The sequence below is a fragment of the Micromonospora sediminimaris genome, assembly GCF_016863575.1.
Taxonomy (GTDB): Bacteria; Actinomycetota; Actinomycetes; order Mycobacteriales; family Micromonosporaceae; genus Micromonospora; species Micromonospora sediminimaris.
In genome coordinates, this window is the sequence record NZ_BOPD01000020.1 from 55,437 (window position 1) to 77,235 (window position 21,799).

The 21,799-nt window shown below is 71.7% G+C and carries 17 protein-coding genes; 9 read left to right on the top strand and 8 right to left on the bottom strand.

Annotation, left to right across the window (positions count from 1 at the left end; all coding sequences use genetic code 11):
- The 7 genes from Vse01_RS17175 to Vse01_RS17205 all read right to left on the bottom strand — a co-directional run bounded on the left by Vse01_RS17175 (position 1) and on the right by Vse01_RS17205 (position 10,114).
- On the bottom strand, positions 1-1,119 hold the full coding sequence (locus Vse01_RS17175) for an acetate/propionate family kinase (RefSeq protein ID WP_093405261.1): 1,119 nt from the start codon (positions 1,117-1,119) through the stop codon (positions 1-3).
- Positions 1,116-3,200, bottom strand: coding sequence for a phosphate acetyltransferase (gene pta / locus Vse01_RS17180; protein WP_093405263.1), 2,085 nt, complete (start codon positions 3,198-3,200; stop codon positions 1,116-1,118). The genes Vse01_RS17175 and pta overlap by 4 nt, the downstream gene beginning before the upstream one ends.
- Before the next feature lie 76 nt (positions 3,201-3,276).
- Positions 3,277-3,456, bottom strand: coding sequence for a DUF6104 family protein (locus tag Vse01_RS17185; protein ID WP_093405266.1), 180 nt, complete (start codon positions 3,454-3,456; stop codon positions 3,277-3,279).
- Between the two features lie 87 nt (positions 3,457-3,543).
- The gene (locus Vse01_RS17190) at positions 3,544-7,296 is read right to left on the bottom strand and encodes a multifunctional oxoglutarate decarboxylase/oxoglutarate dehydrogenase thiamine pyrophosphate-binding subunit/dihydrolipoyllysine-residue succinyltransferase subunit (protein ID WP_093405269.1); all 3,753 of its coding nucleotides are present in this window, start codon (positions 7,294-7,296) and stop codon (positions 3,544-3,546) included.
- A 273-nt stretch (positions 7,297-7,569) separates the two neighbouring features.
- A complete protein-coding gene (locus Vse01_RS17195; protein WP_093405272.1) occupies positions 7,570-8,385 on the bottom strand; it encodes an ABC transporter permease in 816 nt (271 codons plus the stop codon).
- A complete protein-coding gene (locus Vse01_RS17200; protein WP_093405275.1) occupies positions 8,382-9,317 on the bottom strand; it encodes an ABC transporter ATP-binding protein in 936 nt (311 codons plus the stop codon). The genes Vse01_RS17195 and Vse01_RS17200 overlap by 4 nt, the downstream gene beginning before the upstream one ends.
- Positions 9,318-9,466: 149 nt before the next feature.
- Positions 9,467-10,114: a PaaI family thioesterase gene (locus Vse01_RS17205; RefSeq protein ID WP_093405277.1), complete on the bottom strand. Its 648-nt coding sequence runs from the start codon at positions 10,112-10,114 to the stop codon at positions 9,467-9,469.
- A gap of 165 nt (positions 10,115-10,279) precedes the next feature.
- Here Vse01_RS17205 and Vse01_RS17210 point away from each other — a divergent pair, with 165 nt between their 5' ends.
- From Vse01_RS17210 to Vse01_RS17240, 7 genes are all read left to right on the top strand, one after another.
- Positions 10,280-11,044, top strand: a complete 765-nt coding sequence (locus Vse01_RS17210; RefSeq protein WP_093405280.1) for a GNAT family N-acetyltransferase — start codon at positions 10,280-10,282, stop codon at positions 11,042-11,044.
- Complete coding sequence (locus Vse01_RS17215) at positions 11,041-12,006, top strand: lysophospholipid acyltransferase family protein (RefSeq protein ID WP_093405281.1); 966 nt, start codon at positions 11,041-11,043, stop codon at positions 12,004-12,006. The genes Vse01_RS17210 and Vse01_RS17215 overlap by 4 nt, the downstream gene beginning before the upstream one ends.
- Positions 12,007-12,119: 113 nt before the next feature.
- Positions 12,120-12,821: a response regulator transcription factor gene (locus Vse01_RS17220; protein ID WP_093405284.1), complete on the top strand. Its 702-nt coding sequence runs from the start codon at positions 12,120-12,122 to the stop codon at positions 12,819-12,821.
- On the top strand, positions 12,818-14,368 hold the full coding sequence (locus tag Vse01_RS17225; RefSeq protein WP_093405286.1) for a HAMP domain-containing sensor histidine kinase: 1,551 nt from the start codon (positions 12,818-12,820) through the stop codon (positions 14,366-14,368). The genes Vse01_RS17220 and Vse01_RS17225 overlap by 4 nt, the downstream gene beginning before the upstream one ends.
- Before the next feature lie 65 nt (positions 14,369-14,433).
- Positions 14,434-15,987, top strand: a complete 1,554-nt coding sequence (locus tag Vse01_RS17230; RefSeq protein ID WP_093405290.1) for a S1C family serine protease — start codon at positions 14,434-14,436, stop codon at positions 15,985-15,987.
- Between the two features lie 181 nt (positions 15,988-16,168).
- Complete coding sequence (locus Vse01_RS17235) at positions 16,169-16,840, top strand: BON domain-containing protein (RefSeq protein WP_093405292.1); 672 nt, start codon at positions 16,169-16,171, stop codon at positions 16,838-16,840.
- Positions 16,841-16,991: 151 nt separating this feature from the next.
- Positions 16,992-18,053, top strand: coding sequence for a glycosyltransferase family 4 protein (locus Vse01_RS17240; RefSeq protein WP_093405514.1), 1,062 nt, complete (start codon positions 16,992-16,994; stop codon positions 18,051-18,053).
- A 10-nt stretch (positions 18,054-18,063) separates the two neighbouring features.
- On the opposite strand, the gene Vse01_RS17245 is transcribed toward Vse01_RS17240, so the two are convergent.
- Entirely contained in the window at positions 18,064-19,764 is a 1,701-nt protein-coding gene (locus tag Vse01_RS17245) for a serine/threonine-protein kinase (protein ID WP_093405295.1), read from the bottom strand.
- A gap of 186 nt (positions 19,765-19,950) precedes the next feature.
- On the opposite strand from Vse01_RS17245, the gene Vse01_RS17250 reads away from it, so the two are divergent.
- Together Vse01_RS17250 and Vse01_RS17255 are read left to right on the top strand one after the other, a co-directional pair.
- The gene (locus Vse01_RS17250) at positions 19,951-20,781 is read left to right on the top strand and encodes a patatin-like phospholipase family protein (protein ID WP_093405517.1); all 831 of its coding nucleotides are present in this window, start codon (positions 19,951-19,953) and stop codon (positions 20,779-20,781) included.
- On the top strand, positions 20,781-21,797 hold the full coding sequence (locus Vse01_RS17255) for a 1-acyl-sn-glycerol-3-phosphate acyltransferase (protein ID WP_093405298.1): 1,017 nt from the start codon (positions 20,781-20,783) through the stop codon (positions 21,795-21,797). Before Vse01_RS17250 ends, Vse01_RS17255 begins: the two co-directional genes overlap by 1 nt.
- Positions 21,798-21,799 lie beyond the last annotated feature (2 nt).

Below are 21,799 nucleotides of genomic sequence, written 5' to 3' on the forward strand. Positions count from 1 at the left end.
TCAGCCGCCGCCCCTGACCACGGCACGGGCGGCGCGGGCGATCTCCCGCTCCTCGTCGGTACCGATCACGCAGACGGCGACCTCCGCGCCGTCCGGTGAGATGAGCCGGTCGCCGCTGGCCGCGTTGCGGTCCGGGTCGACCGTGATGCCGAGCCGGTCCAGCCCGGCCAGCGCCGCCGCACGCACCGGCGCCGCGTGCTCGCCGACCCCGGCGGTGAAGGTGACCGCGTCCACCCGGCCGAGCAGCGCGTAGTACGCCCCCACGTAGCCGGTTATCCGGCGGCAGTAGACGTCGAAGGCGAGCGCTGCGGCCTGGTCGCCGGCCGCCCGCTGGGCGAGCAACTCGCGCATGTCGTTGACCCCGCTCAGCCCGAGCAGGCCGCTGCGATGGTTGAGCAGGTCGTCGATCTCGTCGACGCCCAGTCCGCCCTCGCGCCGCAGGTGGAACACGATCGTCGGATCGAGGTCGCCACTGCGGGTGCCCATCACCAGCCCCTCCAGCGGCGACATGCCCATCGAGGTGGCGACGCTCTGTCCGCCGGCCACCGCACAGGCGCTGGCGCCGTTGCCCAGGTGCAGTGTGATCGTGTTGATCTCCTCGTACCGGCGGTCCAGCAGTTCCGCGGTGCGCCGGGAGACGTACGCGTGGGAGGTGCCGTGGAAGCCGTACCGCCGGATTCCGTACCGCTGCGCGACCTCGCGGTCGATCGCGTACGTCGCGGCGGAGTCGGGCAGCGTGTGGTGGAACGCGGTGTCGAAGACGGCGACCTGCGGCACCTCGGGCAGGGCCTGGCGGGCCACCTCGATGCCGGCGAGGTTCGCCGGGTTGTGCAGGGGCGCCAGCGGCACCAGGTCGGTGATGGCGGTCAGCACCTCGTCGTCGACAAGCGTCGGTGCGGTGAACCGCTGGCCGCCGTGCACCACCCGGTGCCCGACGGCGGCGAGGCCGGTCAGGTCCAGCCCGTCCAGGATCTGCCGGATCGCGCCGGTGTGGTCGCTCGGCCCACCGCCGGGCTCACCGATCCGCTCGACGGTGCCCTTGTCCAGCACCCGGTCGCCGTCGTACAGCCGGTACTTGATCGACGAAGATCCGCTGTTGAGCACCAGCACCTTGCTCACGGGTGCACCTCGGCGAGCGCGGCGGCCTGGATGGCGGTGATCGCCACGGTGTTGACGATGTCCGGCACGGTGGCCCCCCGGGAGAGATCGTTGACCGGCCGGCGCAGGCCCTGCATGACCGGCCCGACGGCCACCGCTCCGGCGGAGCGCTGCACCGCCTTGTACGTGTTGTTGCCGGTGTTCAGGTCCGGGAAGATGAAAACCGTCGCGCGGCCGGCGACCGCGCTGCCGGGCAGCTTGGTGGCGGCGACGGCCGGGTCGATGGCCGCGTCGTACTGGATCGGGCCCTCGACGGCCAGTTCGGGTCGGCGTTGCCGGACCAGCGCGGTGGCTGCCGCGACCTTTTCCACGTCCTCGCCCGCGCCCGAACTCCCGGTCGAGTAGGACAGCATCGCCACCCGGGGTTCGATGCCGAACCGGGCCGCGGTGTCCGCCGAGGAGATGGCGATGTCGGCGAGCTGGGCGGCATCCGGATCGCGGTTGACCGCGCAGTCGCCGTAGACCAGCACCCGGTCGGCGAGCAGCATGAAGAAGACGCTGGAGGCGACGGAGACCTCCGGCAGGGTCTTGACGATCTCGAAGGCCGGCCGGATGGTCGCCGCTGTGGTGTGCGTGGCACCGGAGACCATGCCGTCGGCGTGGCCCGCCCACACCATCATGGTGCCGAAGTAGTTGGGTTGGGCGACGATGTCGTGCGCCAACTCGGCGGTGACCCCCCGGTGTGCGCGCAACTTCGCGTACGCCTCGGCGAACTCGTCGCGCCACGGGCTGCTCGTCGGGTCGACCACGCGGGCCTCGCCGATGTCCACCCCCAGTTCCCGGGCCCGCCGGGCAACCTCCTCCGGCCGGCCGAGCAGGGTCAGATCGGCCACTCCCCGGCGCAACAGGATCTCGGTGGCGCGCAGGATCCGCTCCTCGGTCCCCTCCGGCAGCACCAGGTGCCGCCGCCGGGTCCGGGCCCGGTCTATCAGGTCGTACTCGAACATCAACGGGGTGACCCGGGCGGACCGGCTGACCCGTAGCCGGCCGGCCAGCTCGACGGTGTCGACATGCGCTTCGAAGGCACCGAGCGCGGCCTCCACCTTTCGGGGGTTCCCGGCGCTGGGCCGACCCTCGATCCGGCTCGACGCGGCCACCGTGTGGTAGCTGTCACTGGTCACCGACAGCACCGCGAGCCGGGCGTTCAGCGCCTCCACCAGACGCATCGCCCGCGGATCGGGCGGCACGCCGAGGGTGAGCACCAACCCGGCCAGGGACACCTGACCGGCGACGTGTGCGGCGCTCGCCGCCACCAGCAGATCGTCCCGGTCACCCGGCATGATCAGCAGCGCGCCCTCGGTCAGGTGTTCCAGCAGGGTCGGCACGTGGGCCGCACCGACGACGTAGTCGAGCACGTCGCGGGCGAGCGCGGTCTCGTCACCGGCCAGCAGCGTGGCGCCCAGCGCCCCCGCCACCTCCGCCACCGTCGGCGCGGAGACGCTCGGCACCTCCGGGATGGCGTACGCGGGGACCGGCAGCCGGGGCAGCGCCATCGCCCCGGGGACCCGGTTGGCCAGCACCGCGAGCACGGTCGCGCCGAGGTCCGCGAGGTCGTGGTACGCGCCCCGGGCGGCGGCGGCGATCGCCGCCGGCTGCTGCCCGTAGCCGTCCACCACCGGCACCACGACGCTGCCGAACTCCGTGGCCAGCCGGGCGTTGAAGGCCAGCTCACGCGGACCGGCGGTGTCACCGGCGGTGGCGAAGTCACTGCCGACCACGACCATCGCCGCGAACCGTCGCTCCACGTCCCGGTAGCGCTCGACGATCCGGGAGATCAACTCCTCCCGACGACCGTCGGCGACCAGGGCGGTGGCCTCGGCGTACGTGGTGCCGTTCAGGTCTGCCACCGGTAACCCCACCCGGTAACGCTCGCTGAGCAGGGTGAGGATCGGATCGGGGCGATCCTGTGCGACCAGCGGACGGAACACGCCGATCCCGCCGACCTGCCGGGACAACAACTCGGCGAGGCCGAGGGCGATCGTCGACTTCCCCCCGCCCGAGCCGACACTGGTCAGGTACACGCTGCGGGCCACGGCACTCACGCTACAAGATCAGGGTTGTTCCCGCGTGGGTCCTCGGACCCGCCCACCCGGGCCAGCCGGGGTGGCCGCCCGGCGATCAGTCGTCGTCTTCGTCGTCGAGCCGGGCCAGCCAGGTGGCGAACCGTTCGATCGGCACCTCGAACTCCGGGTTCACGTCGACGAAGTCACGCAGCCGGGCGGCCAGCCACTCCAGGCTGACCTGCTCGTCGCCGCGCCGCTCGACCAGTTCCTCGATGCCCCGGTCGGTGAAGTACATGGTCCTACTCGCTTCCTCACCGGAACCCCGGTGAAGCCGGCCGGTCCCGCCCCACCGTAGGGCGGGACGGGACCGGGTCAGTTCTCGTCAGGGGCGGGGAAGTGCCGCCTCGATCAGCGCGTTCTGCTCGACCTCGTGCATCTTCGCCGACCCGACGGCCGGAGCCGCGGCGGCCGGACGGGAGATGCGGCGCAGCCGGACACCGTCGAGGTGCTCCAGCAGGTTGAGCGCGACGAACGACCAGGCGCCCTGGTTGGCCGGCTCCTCCTGTACCCAGGCGAAGTCCTCCGCGTTCGGGAACTGCGCGAGCGCGGCCCGGATCTCCTCCACCGGCATCGGGTAGAGCTGCTCCAGCCGGATGATCGCCGTGTTGCTGATGCCGCGCTCCTGCCGGGCCTGGAACAGGTCGTAGTAGACCTTGCCCGAGCAGAGCAGCACCCGCTTGACCCGCTCGGGGTTGCCGGCCGCCGGGTCGGCCAGCACCGGGGAGAAGGTGCCGGTGGTGAAGTCCTCCACCGACGAGACGCAGAGCTTGTGCCGCAGCAGCGACTTCGGTGTGAACACCACGAGCGGCTTGCGCTTGGGCGAGAGGGCCTGGCGGCGCAGCAGGTGGAAGTAGTTCGCCGGGGTGGTCGGGTTCGCCACCCGCATGTTGTCCTCGGCACAGAGCTGGAGGAAGCGCTCCGGGCGGCCGGAGGTGTGGTCCGGCCCCTGACCCTCGTGGCCGTGCGGCAGCAGCAGGGTGACCGCGGAGCGCTGGCCCCACTTCACCTCGCCGGAGGAGATGAACTCGTCGATCACCGTCTGGGCACCGTTGACGAAGTCGCCGAACTGCGCCTCCCAGCAGACCAGGGCGTCGAGGTTCTCCACGGAGTAGCCGTACTCGAAGCCCATCGCCGCGTACTCGGACAGCAGCGAATCGTGCACGAAGAACCGGGAACGTTCGCCGTCGCCGGTCAGCGTCTGCAACGGCAGGTAGTCGTCGCCGGTCTGGGCGTCGACGACGGAGGCGTGTCGCTGCACGAAAGTGCCCCGACGTGAGTCCTGCCCGGCGAGCCGGACGGTGATCCCGTCGTGCAGCAGCGCGCCGAAGGCGATGATCTCGCCGAAGCCCCAGTCGACGTTGCCCTCGACGGCCATCCGGGCCCGCCGGTCGAGTAGCTGCTGGATCCGCTTGTGCGGGGTGAAGCCCTCGGGCAGGTTGACGTGCGCCTCACCGATGGCCTTGATGACCGACGCCTCGGTCGCGGTCTCCACCTGCGGCTCGGGCTCGTCCTGCCGGGGCGGGCGGCTCAGCTGGCGTGGCGTGCTGGCCGCGTCGCGGGTGGCCTTGAAGACCCGCTCCAACTGTGCCTGGTAGTCGCGCAGCAACTCCTCGGCGTCTTCCACGGTGATGTCACCCCGCCCGATCAGCTCCTCGGTGTAGAGCTTGCGGACCGAGCGCTTCGAGTCGATGATCCGGTACATCTGGGGGTTGGACATCGAGGGGTCGTCGCCCTCGTTGTGCCCGCGCCGCCGGTAGCAGACCAGGTCGATGACGACGTCCTTGTTGAACGCCTGACGGTACTCGAAGGCGAGCCGGGCGACCCGGACCACGGCCTCCGGGTCGTCGCCGTTGACGTGGAAGATCGGCGCCTCGACCATCCGGGCCACGTCGGTGCTGTAGAGGCTGGAGCGGCTGTACTCCGGGGCGGTGGTGAAACCGACCTGGTTGTTGACCACCACGTGCACGGTCCCGCCGGTGCGGTAGCCGCGCAGCTGGGAGAGGTTGAGCGTCTCGGCCACCACGCCCTGACCGGCGAAGGCCGCGTCACCGTGCACCGCCAGCGGCAGCACGGTGTAGCCCTCCAACTTGAGATCGATGCGGTCCTGCTTGGCCCGCACGATGCCCTCCAGCACCGGGTCGACGGCCTCCAGGTGGGACGGGTTCGCCACCACCGAGACCTTCACGGCGTGGTCGCCGTCGGGGGTGGTGAACTTGCCGTTCTGGCCGAGGTGGTACTTCACGTCGCCGGAGCCCTGGGTGGAGCGCGGGTCCAGGTGCCCCTCGAACTCGGAGAAGATCTTTTCGTACGGCTTGCCGACGATGTTGGCAAGCACGTTGAGCCGGCCCCGGTGGGCCATGCCGATGACCACCTCGTCCAGTCCGCTCTCGGCGGCGGACTCCAGCACCTCGCCGAGCAGCGGGATCAGCGACTCGCCACCCTCCAGCGAGAAGCGCTTCTGGCCGACGTACTTGGTCTGGAGGAAGGTCTCGAACGCCTCGGCGGCGTTGAGCCGGTTGAGCACGTGCTTCTGCTCGCCGGCCGGCGGCTTCTCGTACTTGCGCTCGACCCGTTCCTGGATCCAGCGGCGCTCCTCCGGATCCTGGATGTGCATGTACTCGATGCCGACCCGCCGGCAGTACGAGTCGCGCAGCACGCCCAGGATCGAGCGCAGCTTCATCCGCTGCTTGCCGGCGAAACCGTTCACCGGGAAGGTGCGGTCCAGGTCCCAGAGGGTCAGCCCATGTTGGAGGACGTCCAGGTCCGGGTGCTTGCGGATCTTGAACTCGAGCGGGTCGGTGTCGGCCATCAGGTGGCCGCGCACCCGGTACGCGTGGATCAGCTCGTGCACCCGGGCCGTCTTGTTGATCTGGCCTTCGCTGTCGACCGCGACGTCGCGCATCCAGCGCACGGGCTCGTAGGGGATGCGCAGCGAGGTGAAGATCTGGTCGTAGAAGCCGTGCTCGCCGAGCATCAGCTCGTGCATGACCTTGAGGAACTCACCGGACTGCGCGCCCTGGATGATCCGGTGGTCGTACGTGCTGGTCAGTGTGATGACCTTGCTGACCGCCAGCTCGGCCAGGGTGGCCTCGCTCATGCCCTGGTACGGCGCCGGGTACTCCATGGCGCCGACCCCGATGATCGCGCTCTGGCCCTGCATCAGGCGCGGCATGGAGTGCACCGTGCCGATGCCGCCGGGGTTGGTCAGCGAGATCGTGGTGCCGGAGTAGTCCTCCATGGTCAGCTCGTTGCGCCGGGCACGCCGGACGACGTCCTCGTACGCCTGCCAGAACTGCCGGAAGTCCATCTGCTCGCAGGCCTTGATGGAGGGGACCACCAGGTTGCGGCTGCCGTCCGGCTTGGTCAGGTCGATGGCGATGCCCAGGTTGACGTGCTCGGGGCGGACCATCACCGGCTTGCCGTCGACCTCGGCGAAGGAGTTGTTCATCTCGGGGTGCGCGACAAGCGCCCGCACCAGGGCGTAGCCGATCAGGTGGGTGAAGCTGACCTTGCCGCCGCGGCCCCGGGCGAGGTGGTTGTTGATCACGATGCGGTTGTCGACCAGGAGCTTGGCCGGCACGGCTCGGACACTCGTCGCGGTCGGTACGGCCAGCGACGCATCCATGTTCTGGACGATCTTGGCGGCTACTCCGCGCAGCGGGGTGGTCTGTGGCCCGTTGGCGGTGGGCGCGGTCCGGGTCGGCTGGCTCTTCGCCGGCTCGGCCTTGGCCGGCTTCGCGGTGGTCGGCTTCGCGGCGGGCGCCGGCTTCGACGTCGCCGCCGTGGTACCGCGTTCCGCCTTGCCCGCCGGCTCGGCCTTCGCCGCCGGTTCGCTCTTCGCCGTCGGCTCGGTCCTGGCCGGGGTGGCGTCCGTGGTCGCGGCGGTGGTGGCCGGCCGCCCGTCACCGGTGCCCGCTGTGCTCTGGCCGGGACGGTAGTCGGCGAAGAAATCGTGCCAGGCCGGGTCGACGCTGCTGGGATCGGCGAGATACCGCTGGTACATCTCCTCGACGATCCACTCGTTCGGGCCGAAACCCGCCAGTGGGTTCTCCTGCGAAGTCTGCTGGGTCGACACGGCCGGTAATCGCCTCTTTCACGCGGGTTTGTGTGTCACGCGGTGTCCGATGCGCCGGGACGGACGCAGAGGACGGTTCCAGGCTACGCCGTAGCGAACCCCGGGGCATTTCCGCCTCCGTCGCGTGGTCGGATTCACAGAAGATGCCAGAAGTTCGGTAAGCGCTGCGTATTCCCTTGATCGCTGCTATGGCCGACGGGCCCGGTGCGCCGGCTGTCGACCGGTGCACCGGGCCCGTCGGGGCGGAGGCGACCCGAGTCGGTCGCCCGGGTGTCAGGAGACGTCGCGGCGCCGGGTGATGAGGATTCCGACCACGCCGCTGACCACGGCGTACCCCACCAGCACGAGCGCGCCGACCCACCAGGCGGGCAGCATCTCGTTCTCGCCTGGCGTGATCATCACCTGGGAGGCGGCGGCCGGCCAGACCACCTGCCACTTGATCACGGCCATGTTGTCCAGCACGTTGGCCAGCAGAAGGAAGAGCAGGCCCACCACCTGGGTTCCGATCAGGTAGAGCACCGAGGCGGTGATCACCGCGCCCAACTGATTGGTGATCAGCGTGCCGATGCCCACGCCGAGCACCGTCCAGATCGCGTACGCCATCAGGTTGAGCAGCAGGGCCCGTTGCACCTCCCACTCGCCGAGCAGCGTGCCGTAGTCGTTCAGCGACAGGAACGTCGCACCGGCGGCGAGGTCGATGATCGTGGTGACCAGCCAGAACGCGAAGCCGAGCAGGCTGGCCGCGATGAGCTTGCTGACGATCACCGAGGTGCGTCGCGGGGTGGCCAGGAACGTCGTGGTCGCGGTCTGGTGGAAGAACTCGTTGGTGACCATGAGAATGCCGATGAGCATCACGAACATCAGCCCCAGGTACTGCCCCGAGGTGTAGAGGTTCGCCGCCTGAGCGGGCGCGGAGGCGGCGTCGCCGGTGTAGCCGAACTCCTCCCCGCCGCCGCTGAGCGTCTCGCTGGCCAGCCACGCGTTGAAGGCGAAGGCCAGGGCGATCGACAGGAACGCCCCGATGGCCAGCCACCACCAGGTGCTGGTCGTACGGATCTTGAGAAGTTCGGAGCGGACAAGGTTGCTCATCGGATGCCCGCCTTTCCGGCCGTCAGCTCCAGGAACACGCGTTCCAGGTCGGGTCGTTCAGTGGTCAGCTCGTGCAGTTCCACCCCGGCCGCCAGGGCCGCCCGGCCCACCGTCGGGGCGTCGACCCCGCCGATCAGGAGCGCGCCCTGCCCGTCGCTGTCCACCGTGGCCGGCCCGTCCTTCAGCGCGGCGGTGAGCGCGTCGGCCTGCGGAGTACGGACCCGGACCCGGACGCCCTGCGCCATGGAACCGATCACCTGCTCCACCGGCCCCTGCCGGACCAACTGCCCGGCCGCGATGATCACCACGTCGTCGGCCAGCAACTGCATCTCGGAGAGCAGGTGGCTGGAGACGAGCACGGTACGGCCCTCGGTGGCCAGGCCCTTGAGGAACCCGCGCATCCACCGGATGCCCTCCGGGTCCAACCCGTTGGCCGGCTCGTCGAGGATCAGCACCCGCGGGTCGCCGAGCATCGCGGCGGCGATGCCGAGCCGCTGCTTCATGCCCAGCGAGTAGCCCTTGAACTTGCGCTTGGCGGCCGGCGTCAGCCCGACCAGCTCCAACGCCTGGTCGGCCCGCTCCCGCGGCAGCCCGGCGGCGGCGCAGATCACCCGCAGGTGGTTGATGCCGGTACGGCCCTTGTGCGCGCTGGACGCCTCCAGGACCGCGCCGACGTGCCGCAGCGGGTCGGCCAGTTCGGGGTACCGCTGGCCACCGATGGTCGCCCCGCCGGCAGTCGGGGTGACCAGGTTCAGCAGCATGCGCAGGGTGGTGGTCTTACCCGCACCGTTCGGGCCGAGGAAGCCGGTGACCCGACCCGGTTCGACCGTGAAGGACAGGTTGTTGACCGCGAGCACGTTGCGGTACCGCTTGGTCAGACCGGAAACCACGATCTGTGCGTCGTTGGTGGGGCTTGGTCGCCCGTCGGTCATCGTTCTCCTCCCGTGGCGGCGCCGGGGTGCGCCGTTGCACAGCGTGACGTTAATGGTCAAACAATTCAATCGGGCTCGTTCGGGAAATCGTGGTCCGCCTCAGGCAGGAGCCGTCTCATCCCCAGGTACGAGCCGATGGACAGACGTGTCTACACGGCGATCCAGGTTGCCCGGGCGTGGCCGAGTAGCTGGCCGTCCGGGGCGTAGAGGCTGGTGTGCACGAACGCCTTGCGGCCTTCGGTGCCGATCAACGTACCGGTCACCACGCACTCGTCGCCCGGACGGGGCAGTGCGTCGATCCGGGCCGCGATCCGGCCGAGCACGTACGGGCGGCCGGCGCCGATCACCGCCCAGCCGCCGGGGCAGTCCAGGGCCGCCCAGACCGTGGCGAGGACGACCTGCCGGGGCGCCCGCACCGGCGCGGCCGTCCGGCCGTCCGGCAGCCGACCCGGAAAGATCCGCAGGCCGTCGGCGCGTTCCGGGCCACAGACGTAGCAGCCGGGAAACGGGTGCTCCACCAGCCCCGGGTACGCCGCCGAGGCGGCCCGGGCGGTCGCCAGGTCCACCGGCGGGACGACCTCGCCGAGATCGCCCGCCGGGCGCAGCTGCGCGATCACCTCGCCGGCCGGGTCGCGCACCTGCGCGTCCACAAGCGTCAACGGGGTGTCCAGCGGCGGCGGTCGGCGCAGGGTCACCTCGACCGGACCGTCCCCGCCGTACGCGGCGGCGAAGACCCCGGCGCTCCAACCGCCGTTGCCTGAGCCGGACGGTCCGTTGAAGCGTCCCTCGATGATCATCAAGCCCCTCCGCCCGCCCGGCCTCGTCGCCGGGACACCGGCAGCCTCGCACGCCGCTGCTGACGGCTGCGGTGGCGGGTCAGCCACCGGTCGCCGACCGGCGTTCACCGGATCGACATCGCCGGCCACCATGGCCGGCAACCGACCGGGCGCTACACAGAGGGCATGGCCGTTCTGCCGGCCGCGGGCGTCGCACTGACGACCAGCGGCTACACCCTCTCGATCGCCGACAACCCCAGCCAGGTCGAGGCCGCGCAACGCCTGCGTCATCAGGTGTTCGCCGGCGAGTTGGGCGCCACCGTGTCCGCCGACGCGGCCGGCCTCGACCGCGACGTTTTCGACAGTTACTGCGATCACCTGGTGGTGCGCCAGGAGAGCAGCGGTGAGGTGGTCGGCACCTACCGGCTGCTCCCGCCGGGGCGCACCAACCGTCGCTACGCCGAGGGCGAGTTCGACCTGACCGCGCTCGACCCGTTGCGCACCCAGCTGGTCGAGGCCGGCCGCTCGTGCGTGCACCCCGCGCACCGCAGCGGAGCGGTGATCAACTTGATGTGGGCTGGCATCGCCCGCTACCTGCACCTGCGCGGGCTGCGCTGGCTCGGCGGGTGTGCCTCCGTACCGGTGGCCGACGGTGGCCTCGCCGCCGCCGAGATCTGGGCCCAGGCGCGGGCGAAGCACCTGTCACCGCCGCCGCTGCGGGTCCGGCCGCTGCGGCCCTGGTTCACCGAACCGGGCGTGCCGACCGAGACCGTCGCCGGATCGGCCCGGCTGGTCCCGCCGCTGCTACGCGGGTACCTGCGGCTCGGCGCCCAGGTCTGCGGGGAGCCGGCGTACGACCCGGACTTCGGGGTGGCCGACTTCTACGTGCTGCTCTGCATGGATCGGATCAACCCGCGTTACCTGCGGCACTTCCTCGGCGGGCAGCCGTGAACACGCTGTGGCGGCCCAGTTCCGGCTGCGGTCCGGACTGCCTGCCCGGCCCCGGCGATGCTCCCACCATCTCGGCGGTCCGGCAGTTGGGTCGCGCCGCCGGCCTGCTCGGCCTGCTCGGGCTCGGCGTCGGGTTGGCGGCCCTGCTCCCGGCGCTGCCGACCCGGGAACGTCAGGCCGCGCTGCGCGGTTGGGCCCGATCCACCGCCCGCGCCTGCGGCGTACGCCTCGAAGTGCGCGGCCGGCTGCCTCGGCGGCGGGCCCTGCTGGTCGCCAACCACGTCTCCTGGTGGGACGTCCTGGCGCTGCTCGCGGTCGCGCCCGCCCGGCTGGTGGCCAAGCAGGAGGTACGGCGGTGGCCGCTGATCGGTCTGCTCGCCCGCGCGGGCGGCACCGTCTTCGTGGACCGTTCTCGCCCTCGTGGGCTGCCCGCGACGGTGGGTCGGGTCGCCTCGGCGCTGCGGGCGGGCCGCTCGGTCGCGGTGTTCCCGGAGGGCACCACCTGGTGCGGTGCTTCAGCCGGCTGCCGTCCGCCGACCGGTTTCCGTCCGGCGATGTTCCAGGCCGCGATCGACGCCGGAGCGCCCGTCGTGCCACTGCGGATCGGCTACCGCTGCGGGGTGACCGGTGAGACCACCACGGCACCGGCCTTCGTGGGCGACGAGACGCTGCTGCGGTCGGTGCGGCGGATGCTCGCCGTCCGGAGCCTGACGGTCTGCGTCGACATCGCCGCGCCGCTGCATCCGGGACGGTCCGCCGACCGGCGGGCGCTGGCTCGGGTCGCCGAGTCGGCGGTGCATCTCGTACCGTCGACGCCAGTCGCGCAGCCGACGTCGGTGGTTGCCGTGCCCGGGCAGCCGGCGCGGCCCGCAGCGACAGTGCTGCCGGGACCGACCCGTTCTCCGGCCGCGGCATCCCCCGCCGGGGTGGCGGGCGAGCGGGAGCTGCCGCTGGCCGCCTGACCGTCGGTGCCGGGTGACCCGGTGGCTGGAGCAGCGGGCCGATCCTGTCGCTCACAGGTTTTTTCCAGGATCCGCCCAGCAGAGGCGCAGTGTCTGCGCGGATGATGGGCGGCATGGCCGCTACCCAGACCGAGGCGCGACTGCTCGTCGTCGAGGACGATCCCAACATCCTCGAACTGCTCTCCGCGAGCCTGCGCTTTGCGGGATTCGACGTGGCCACCGCCACCAGCGGCAGCGCCGCGCTCAGCGCGGCTCGGGATCATCGTCCCGACCTCGTGGTGCTCGACGTGATGCTGCCGGACCTCGACGGGTTCGAGGTGATCCGGATGATGCGCGAGGGCGGTACGCGTACTCCGGTGGTCTTCCTCACCGCCCGCGACGCCACCGACGACAAGATCCGTGGGCTCACCCTGGGCGGCGACGACTACGTGACCAAGCCGTTCAGCCTGGAGGAGCTGACCGCCCGGATCCGGGCGGTGCTGCGCCGCACCAGCACCGGCGATCAGGCACCCGCCCGGCTCACCTTCGCCGACCTGGAGTTGGACGAGGAGACCCACGAGGTGTACCGGGCCGGTCAGCGGGTGCAGCTTTCGCCTACCGAGTTCAAACTGCTGCGCTACCTGATGCTCAACGCCAACCGGGTGCTGTCCAAGGCGCAGATCCTCGACCACGTGTGGAACTACGACTTCCGGGGCGATGACAACATCGTTGAGTCGTACATCTCGTACCTGCGTCGCAAGGTCGACACGACCGATCCCCGGCTGATCCACACCCTGCGTGGCGTCGGGTACGTCCTGCGCAAGCCGGCGGCGTGAACGCCCTCCAGCAGGGCAAGCTCCGGCTCCGCGCGGTACCGCTGCGGGTCAAGCTGGTCGCGGCCGTGCTGACCCTGGTCGCCGCCGCGCTGCTGGTGATCGCCTCGCTGACCACGATCTTCCTCCGTAGCTACCTGGTCGACCAGGTGGACGCGGAACTGACGACCTCGGCCAACAACCTCGAAGCGGTGGCCGGCGCCGAGCGGTTCGGCACCGACCTGCCCACCGACTACCTGGTGGTCTTCACCGACAGCCGGACCGGCGCCGTCTCCTGGGTCTACTTCGACACCAAGCGGTTCGACATCAACGACCTGCCGCCCTGGCCGGAGAACGCCGCCGGCTTCGAGCAGGCGGCCGGGAAGCCGTTCCCCGCCCGGGCCCGGGCCAGCGACATGCGCTGGCGAGTGCTGTACACCGAGCTGCCCAACGGTCAGTGGACGGCGATCGCGCAGCACCTGACCGACGTGGATCAGGCGGTCAAACGGCTCATCTGGATCGACCTGCTGGTCGGTGGGGCCGTGCTGGTGCTGCTCGCCTCGATCGGGGCAGCGATCGTCCGGACCAGCCTCAAGCCGTTGGTGGAGATCGAACGTACCGCCGCCGCCATCGCCGGCGGAGACCTGAGCCGACGGGTGCCCGACCCGGAGGACGGTCAGCCCTGCCCGACCTCGGAGCTGGGGCGGCTCTCCCGGGCCCTGAACGCGATGCTCAGTCAGATCGAGATGGCCTTCACCGCCCGGGCGGCGTCGGAGTCCGCCGCCCGGGCCGCCGAGGTGGCCGCCCGGGAGGCCGCCGAGGGGGCCCGAGCCTCCGAAGCCCGGGCCCGCCGCTCCGAGGAACGGATGCGCCAGTTCGTGGCGGACGCCTCACACGAGCTGCGTACCCCGCTGACCACCATCCGGGGCTTCGCCGAGCTGTACCGCCAGGGTGCGGCCCGCGCCCCGGAACAGACCTCCGACCTGCTGCGCCGCATCGAGGACGAGGCGGCCCGGATGGGTCTGCTGGTGGAGGATCTGCTGCTGCTGGCTCGGCTGGATCGCGAACGACCGCTCTCGCTCGCCCCGGTGGAGCTGCCGGTGCTGGCCGCCGACGCGGTGGCGGCGGCCCGGGCGATGGCACCGGACCGGCGGATCGAGCTGGAGATCGAGCCCGGCTCCGGGCCGCTTGTGGTACGCGGCGACGACGCCCGGCTGCGGCAGGTGATCGGCAACCTGATGACCAACGCGGTGCGGCACACCCCGCCCGGTGCGGCGGTGACGTTGCGGCTGCGCGCCGAACCCGGCAACCTGGCGGTGATCGAGGTGGCCGACACCGGGCCGGGGCTCACCGCCGAGCAGGCGGAGCGAGTCTTCGAGCGCTTCTACCGGGTGGACGCCTCGCGTACCCGCCGGACCGACGGCAACACCGGCACCGGTCTCGGCCTCGCCATCGTGGCCGCGCTGGTGACCGTGCACCAGGGCACGGTCGAGGTGACCGAGACGCCGGGTGGCGGTGCCACCTTCCGGGTACGGCTGCCGCTCGCACCGGACACCGACATCGATGACTAGTGATTTTCAGCCAATCCTCAGTTCAGCCCAAGGCGGGACGCAGAGCGATGGGAGAAGGTAGGGGCATGACCGAGTACGAGTCCGACCCGCGCCGGCCGGCCCCTACCGACGCCGAGCCGTCGCATCCCGAGCTGTCCCGCGCCGAGTACGCGCGGTCCGACTCCCCGTCCCCCGCCCGTCCCGACGCCGACCCGACGGTCGAGGCGCCGACCGTACCGGTCCGGGCCGTCGACCCGTCGCCGGCCGGCCCGGACGCCGCGCCGAGCCAGCCGGCCCCGGCCCCCGCCGGCTCGACCCCGGCGGCACAGCCGGTCTCCGGTCAGCCCAGTTGGGCGCCGACCGGCGGCCACCACCACCAGCATCCGTACCAGCCGGGTGCCCGCTACCCCACAAACCCGTGGTATCCCGGCCAGCCCGCCTGGAGCGGCGCCCAGCCGACCGGGCCCGGTGCCGCCCAGTCCGGGTATCCCGGGCAGGCCGCCGGCACGCCGGGTGGCTACCCGGGGCAGCCCGGAACTCCGGGCGGGTACCCGGGGCAGCCGGCCCCGTGGGCACCCACTCCGTCCAGCGGGCCCCGCCTCGGCAAGATCGCCAAGCTTGCCGGAGCCGGCGTGGCGGTGTTCGCATTGATGCTGGGCAGCGGCGTCGCCGGTGGGGCGCTCACCCTGGCGCTGAGCGACGGCGGCGGGGTGACCCGCACCTACAGCGCCGCGCCCGTGATCGACGGCGCCGACCTGCCGCGCATCGCCGCGTCGGTGCAGGACAGCGTCGTGTCCATCAGCACCGGCAGTGGTGAGGGCTCCGGCGTGGTGCTCAGTGCCGACGGCTACGTGCTGACCAACAACCACGTGATCGCCGGGGGCGGCGACACGGTCCGGGTCTTCTTCGCGGACGGCACCAGCACCCAGGCCGAGGTCGTCGGCACCGACCCGAAGACCGACCTCGCGGTGCTGAAGGCGAACGGGCTGACCGACCTCCAACCGGCCACCCTCGGCGACAGTGACGCCATGCAGGTCGGTGACCAGGTGCTCGCACTGGGCAGCCCGCTCGGTCTGCAGGGCTCGGTCACCGCTGGGATCCTCAGCGCCCGGGACCGCACCATCCAGGCCGGTGGCGGCCAGCAACTTCCGGGTCAGGCGGTCAGCTCGATCTCGGGGCTGTTGCAGACCGACGCCCCGATCAACCCGGGCAACTCAGGTGGCGCACTTGTCAACACCCGGGGCGAGGTGATCGGCATCAACACCGCGATCGCCACCGCGGGACAGGGCAGCACCGGAAACATCGGCGTGGGCTTCGCCATCCCGAGCAACAAGGCCAAGGACGTCGCGGAGAAGCTCCAGCGTGGCGAGAAGGTCAGTCACCCGTCGCTGGGGGTCAGCGTGAACGCAGCGCCCGACGGCGGCGCGCTGATCGGCGCGGTGAACCCGGGCAGCGCGGCCGAGCGGGCCGGGCTGCAACAGGGTGACGTGATCACCCGGTTCGGCGACAAGGTGATCAACGACTCCAACGACCTGGTGGCCGCCGTCCAGGCCGGCAAGGTCGGTGACCAGGTCGAGGTGACGTACCAGCGAAATGGCGCCGAGGCGACGGCAACCGTGACGCTCGCCGAAGCGTCCTAACGAACAGGACCTGCTTCCTCCCTCCGGGGCGGCGGGTGGCGTGGCCAAGGGGGTTGGCCATGGCACCCGCCGCCCTTCCTCCGTCTTAGTCTCAGGCCCGGTTCACCCCGACCGGGTGAACCAGGCTCACCCCGTCGGCGGGCAGCCTCGGGGGACAAGACCCGAGGCGGATGGGGGTGCCATGACCGCGACGACGGCGACCCGCAGCGACGACCGGATCCAGCGCGACGTGCTCGACGAACTCGCCTGGGACGCGCAGGTGCGTTCGACCGACATCGGGGTGAGTGTGCGCGACGGGGTGGTTTCGCTCACCGGCGGCGTGGACAGCGCCGCCCGCCGGTGGGCAGCGGTGCGCGGGGCCCAACGGGTACGCGGGGTGCGGGCGGTCGCCGACGACATAGAGGTACGCCCCACCGGCCCGGTCGACATCACCGACGGCGACCTGGCGATCGCGGCCAGCCGGGCACTGGAGTGGAACAGTTTCGTGCCGGCCGAGCGGCTGGACCTCACCGTCGCCGACGGTTGGCTGATGCTGCGTGGTGCGGTCGAGTTCGGTTGGCAGCGGCGTACCGCCGAGCGGGAGCTGCGCCGGCTGCGGGGCGTACGCGGTGTCACCAACCTGGTCGAGGTGCAGCCCGCCGCCCCGGCCGACAGCGACCGGGTCCGCACCGACGTGCAACGGGCCCTGCTGCGGGGGATCGGCACGGAACGGGTGACCGTCCAGGTGCGCGGCGACACGGTGACCCTGAGCGGAGTGGTGCGGTCCTGGTGGGAGCGGGATCAGGCGGAGCGGATCGCGTGGTCGGCCGAGGGTGTGTGCATGGTACGGGACCAACTGCTGGTAGGTGGCTGAATCGGCGACCCGGCGACCCGGTTTGTCCCTGCCGGGACCGGGAAGACGCTCGATCCCAGCACGGCAGCCGATCGGGGCCGACGCCTCCGGACAGCGACGGGGAGGGCACGTGGCCGACAACCTTGCGCGTGAGCAGCGATTGCGGATCGCCATGGTCGTGCCGCCCTGGCTGTCGGTACCGCCGCCCGGCTACGGCGGACTGGAACAGGTGGTGGCCGGCCTGGTCGACGCCCTGGTCGCCCGGGGGCACGCGGTGACGTTGATGGGTGCCGGTGCGGTGCACGGCACCGCCGCCGATTTCCTCGCCACCCTCGACGAGTTGCAGTTCGACCGCCTCGGGGAGGCGTTGCCCGAACTGGCCCACCTGGCCCGGGTCAACCATCTGCTCAGTGCGGCCGACTTCGACATCGTGCACGACCACAGCACGATCGGCCCGCTGGTGGCCGGCCGGCGGGAGGTACCCACGGTGGCAACCGTGCACGGCAACCCGGTGGGCGAGTACGGCACGGTACTCAGCAACACCGACCGGGGGGTGGGCCTGGTGGCGATCTCACACACCCAGCGGGGATTGAATCCGCACCTGCCCTGGGTCGGCACCGTGCACAACGCGATGAGCCTCGACGACTTTCCGCGCAAGGACGCCCCCAGCCAGGGGCCGGTGTTGTGGCTCGCCCGGTTCAGCCCCGACAAGGGGCCGGAGCTGGCCATCCGCGCCTGCCGGGCGGCGGGTCTGCCGCTGGTGCTGGCCGGGAAGTGCAACGAGCCCGCCGAGCGGCGCTACTACGACGAGGTGATCCGGCCGATGCTCGGGCCGGACGTCACGGTGATGCTCGACGCCGACCGGAAGGCCGTGCTGCGGCTGTTGGTCGAGGCGCGCTGCCTGGTCATGCCGATCCAGTGGGAGGAGCCCTTCGGCATCGTGATGCTGGAGGCGATGGCCACCGGGACGCCCGTGGTGGCGCTGAACCGGGGAGCGGTGCCGGAACTTGTCCGCCCCGGGGTGAGCGGGCTGATCTGTCAACGGCCGGACGAGCTGCCGGCGGCGCTGCGCCAAGCCGCCGACCTCGACCCGAAGGACTGCGTGGCACACGTGGCCCGGACCTTCTCCACGGAACGGATGGCCGTCGGCTACGAGGACGTGTACCGCCGCTTCCTCGCCGCCGCGACCCCGCGTGCCGCGGTGCGTGAGCCGGCCCGGATCACCCCGACCTGACCTGTCGCTCTCAGACCTGTGCGGCACCGAGCGCGGTGATCGCCGCGTCCAACTGCTGTGCGTACGCCGGGCTCAGCCCGTTCTCGCGCAGTCGGATGGAGACCTTCTCCCGGAGCCGGGCGACGCCCGGCCCCAACTCGCCCTCGCCGCCGGTCACCGCCCGGGTGAGGTTGCGCAGCTCGTTGCGCAGGTCGATGCCGACGTCGTCGCGGATGCCACCGTCGGCGAGACCGGCACCGATCACCTCGTCCAGGCGGTTCGCGGCCTCGACGAGGCTGTCGCCACCCGGTGCTGGGTTCGACGCGCCGGTCGTCGCCGCTGGCGGGGACGCGGTGCTCGACGGTGCGGAGGTCGGCGGCACGCCGGCGGTGACCTCCGGCGGGGCCGGCTCGGACGTCGCCGTCGGCCCGGTCGTGGGTAGTACGGCGGGCGGTCCGGCGTCATCGTCCGGCAGCAGCGCCGGCACCGCCAGCGCCGCAGCGATCAGCGTGACCACGGCCGCCGTGACGAGCAGCGGGCGTCGAAGTCGCCGTCCCGGCGGCGGGTCGTCCCCGGTCACCGGTGCTGGGCGCGGCAGCCGCCGTCCCCGCCCCGGATCGGCCCCGGAGACCGGTACGGAGCCGGCATCGTCGACCACCCCGGTGCCGGTCTGCGCGTCGCGCCCATCCGGATGTCCGGCGGCGCCGTCGGCGACGCCACCGGAAGGGGCGACCGAGGTGCCCGCCAGCGCGCCCGAGACGGCCCCGGTGAGGGCGGGCTGCAAAGCGGTGGGGCCGGTGGTCGGCGGGACCCAGGCAGGCACCGGGGCGACGTCGGTCCGCCCCATCGCGGGCAGCGTGACGGTGGGCGCAAGCATCGTGTTGGCCTGCGGATCGGCGGGCAGCATCTGGTCCCGCAGCACGGTCGCCACCTGCCGGGCGGTGGGGCGGTCGGCGGGATCCCGCGACAGGCAGCGCAGACAGATCTCGGCCACCGTGGCCGGTAGCCCCGGCACCCCGGCCAGCGACGGCGGTGGGCGCTCGGCGAGCGCGACGGTGAGTTCATCCCAGGTGTCCGCCGGGTACGGGACCCGGCCGGTCAGGGTCTCGTGCAGCAGCACCCCGAGCGAGTAGACGTCGGTCGCCGGTTGGGCCGGAGCACCGTCGAGCCGTTCCGGCGCCACGTACGCGGGGGTGCCGAAGGTGGCGCCGTCCTCGTCGTCGTCAGGGGCGCCGATCCGGGTGGCGATGCCGAAGTCGAGCACCTTCGCACCGACCTGCGTCATCATCACGTTGGCCGTGGTGATGTCCCGGTGCACGATGCCGAGCCGGTGGGCAGCGGCCAGCGCGTCGGCGACCTGGGCGCCGATCTCCACCGCCTGCGGCCACGGCAGTGGCCCCTCGGTGAGCCGGAACTCCAGTTCCTCGCCGGCGAGCAGCTCCATCACCACGAACGACGTGATGGCGCCGTCCGGCGACACCGTCTCGCCGTAGTCGTGCACCGAGGTGACGTTCGGGTGCACCAGCTGTGCGGCGGCTCGGGCCTCCTCGCGGACCATGTCGCGGAACCTGGCGTCGGCGGCCAGTGACGGGGCGAGCACCTTCAGTGCGACCACCCGGTCGAGTACCTCGTCGTGGGCCCGCCAGATCACCGACATGCCGCCGGAGCCGATCTGGTCGATCAGCCGGTACCTGGTGGCCAGCAACCGGCCGGGCTGCAGTGCTGGCTTCACGGATTGCACCTGCCCTCATATGTGGGAGCGGTATCAGGTTGCGCGAATGTTGCCCCCCTGTCAACGGGCCTCGATGGACATGGGACGGGTCGAGATGACCGGCGGGCGTCGCCGCGCGGCGGTGTTCCCCGGCGCAGGGGCGTACGGGACGGGACCGTCGGGACCGGCCGTGCCAGGATGAACGGCATGGCGCGGGGACCGGTGGCTTTCGTGCTCGGCGGCGGGGGCGTCCTGGGCGCGGTCGAGGTAGGCATGTTGCGCGCCCTGTTCCGGGCCGGAATCCGGCCCGACCTGGTGCTCGGCACCTCCATCGGCGCGGTAAACGGCGCCCTGGTGGCCGCCGACCCGTCCGAGGCGGTGACCGACCGACTGGTACGGCTCTGGGCTTCCCCGGAGGCCAGCGAGGTGTACGGCGACTCGGTCGCCCGGCAGCTGCGGCGCTTCGCCGCCCGTACCCATCTGCACTCGCCCCGCCCGTTGCGGAAGCTGCTGGAGAACGAACTCGGCGCCCAGACCACCTTCGCCGATCTGAAGATTCCGTTCCGCTGCTGCGCGGCCAACATCGAGCGGGCCGCCGAGCACTGGTTCGTCAGCGGACCGGTGGTGCCGGCGGTCCTCGCCTCCGCCTCGGTGCCGGGGCTGCTGCCGCCGGCCCGCATCGGCGACCAGCACTATGTGGACGGCGGGATCGTCAACTCCATCCCGATCGGCGAGGCGGTCGCGGCCGGTGCCGGGCGAATCTTCGTACTTCAGGTGGGCCGGATCGAACGGGCGCTGGCACCGCCCCGGCGGCCCTGGGAGATCGCCCAGGTCGCGTTCGAGATCGCCCGCCGGCACCGGTTCGCCCGGGAGATGGCCGCCCTGCCCGACGGGGTGGAGGTGCACGTCCTGCCGACCGGCGGGCTGGAACCGCGCGACGACACTCCGTGGGCGTACCGGGACATGGCGGCGGTGGGCCGGCGGATCAGCCGGGCGTACTCGGCCTCCCGGCACTACCTGGCGAACCTGGAACGTTGATGCCGTTACCGCCGCGTTGGCTGCGCCGACTGCTGCTGGCACCCGGTGTGGTGCTGCTGGCGATCCTGCTGGTGACCACGGTGCCGCTGTGGGCCCTGCTAGCCCTCGCCATGTCCCCGTTCGTCCCCGGGCACCTGCGTCCGCTGCGACTGCTCTGGCTCGGCTGTTTCTACCTGGTCTGGGACGCGGCGGCGTTGCTCAGCCTCTTCGGGCTCTGGGTCGGCTCCGGGTTCGGCTGGCGGGTGCGGGCACCGGCCTTCCAGCGGGCCCACTACGTGCTTGCCGGCTGGTTCCTGCGGGTGTTCTTCTGGCAGGCCCGGTGGATGCTGCGGCTGCGCATCGACGTGGTCGGTACCGACCCGGACACCGCGCTGCCGGGCCGGCCGGAACTGGTGCTGTGTCGGCACGCCGGTCCGGGGGACTCGTTCATCCTGATCCACGCGCTGGTGAATTGGTTCCAGCGCGAGCCACGGATCGTCCTGAAGGACACCCTCCAGTGGGACCCGGCGATCGACGTGCTGCTCAACCGGCTGCCGAGCCGGTTCATCGCGCCGGGTCGCGACGGCCGGGGCTCGCTTACCGAGCAGGTCGGGCACCTCGCCACCGGACTGGACGACGACGACGCCTTCGTCATCTTTCCCGAGGGCAGCAACTTCACCCCGAAACGCCGGCTGCGGGCCATCGCGCGGTTGCGGGACCGGGGGCATGAGCGGATGGCGCTGAAGGCGGAGGCGATGCGGCACGTGCTCGCCCCACAGCCGGGCGGACTGCTGGCGGCACTGGACGCGGCACCTGACGCCGGGGTGATCTTCGTGGCCCACACCGGCCTGGACCGCATGCTCACCGTGACCGACGTGTGGCGGGAGCTGCCGATGGACAAGCGGCTGGTGATGCGGTTCTGGTCGGTGCCGCCGGAGGAGGTGCCGACCGGCCGGCAGGAGCGCATCGACTGGCTCTACGAATGGTGGAGTCGGATAGACGAGTGGATCGCGACCAACCGCGACGACGCGACGTAGGG

Bases quoted from the DNA above. Each gene is read 5' to 3' on its own strand.
- Vse01_RS17255 (WP_093405298.1), top strand. From the start codon at position 20,781: ATGCCGTTACCGCCGCGTTGGCTGCGCCGACTGCTGCTGGCACCCGGT.
- Vse01_RS17220 (WP_093405284.1), top strand. From the start codon at position 12,120: ATGGCCGCTACCCAGACCGAGGCGCGACTGCTCGTCGTCGAGGACGAT.
- Vse01_RS17205 (WP_093405277.1), bottom strand. From the start codon at position 10,114: ATGATCATCGAGGGACGCTTCAACGGACCGTCCGGCTCAGGCAACGGC.
- Vse01_RS17195 (WP_093405272.1), bottom strand. From the start codon at position 8,385: ATGAGCAACCTTGTCCGCTCCGAACTTCTCAAGATCCGTACGACCAGC.
- Vse01_RS17200 (WP_093405275.1), bottom strand. From the start codon at position 9,317: ATGACCGACGGGCGACCAAGCCCCACCAACGACGCACAGATCGTGGTT.
- Vse01_RS17210 (WP_093405280.1), top strand. From the start codon at position 10,280: ATGGCCGTTCTGCCGGCCGCGGGCGTCGCACTGACGACCAGCGGCTAC.
- Vse01_RS17250 (WP_093405517.1), top strand. From the start codon at position 19,951: ATGGCGCGGGGACCGGTGGCTTTCGTGCTCGGCGGCGGGGGCGTCCTG.
- Vse01_RS17240 (WP_093405514.1), top strand. From the start codon at position 16,992: ATGGTCGTGCCGCCCTGGCTGTCGGTACCGCCGCCCGGCTACGGCGGA.
- Vse01_RS17230 (WP_093405290.1), top strand. From the start codon at position 14,434: ATGACCGAGTACGAGTCCGACCCGCGCCGGCCGGCCCCTACCGACGCC.
- Vse01_RS17235 (WP_093405292.1), top strand. From the start codon at position 16,169: ATGACCGCGACGACGGCGACCCGCAGCGACGACCGGATCCAGCGCGAC.
- Vse01_RS17185 (WP_093405266.1), bottom strand. From the start codon at position 3,456: ATGTACTTCACCGACCGGGGCATCGAGGAACTGGTCGAGCGGCGCGGC.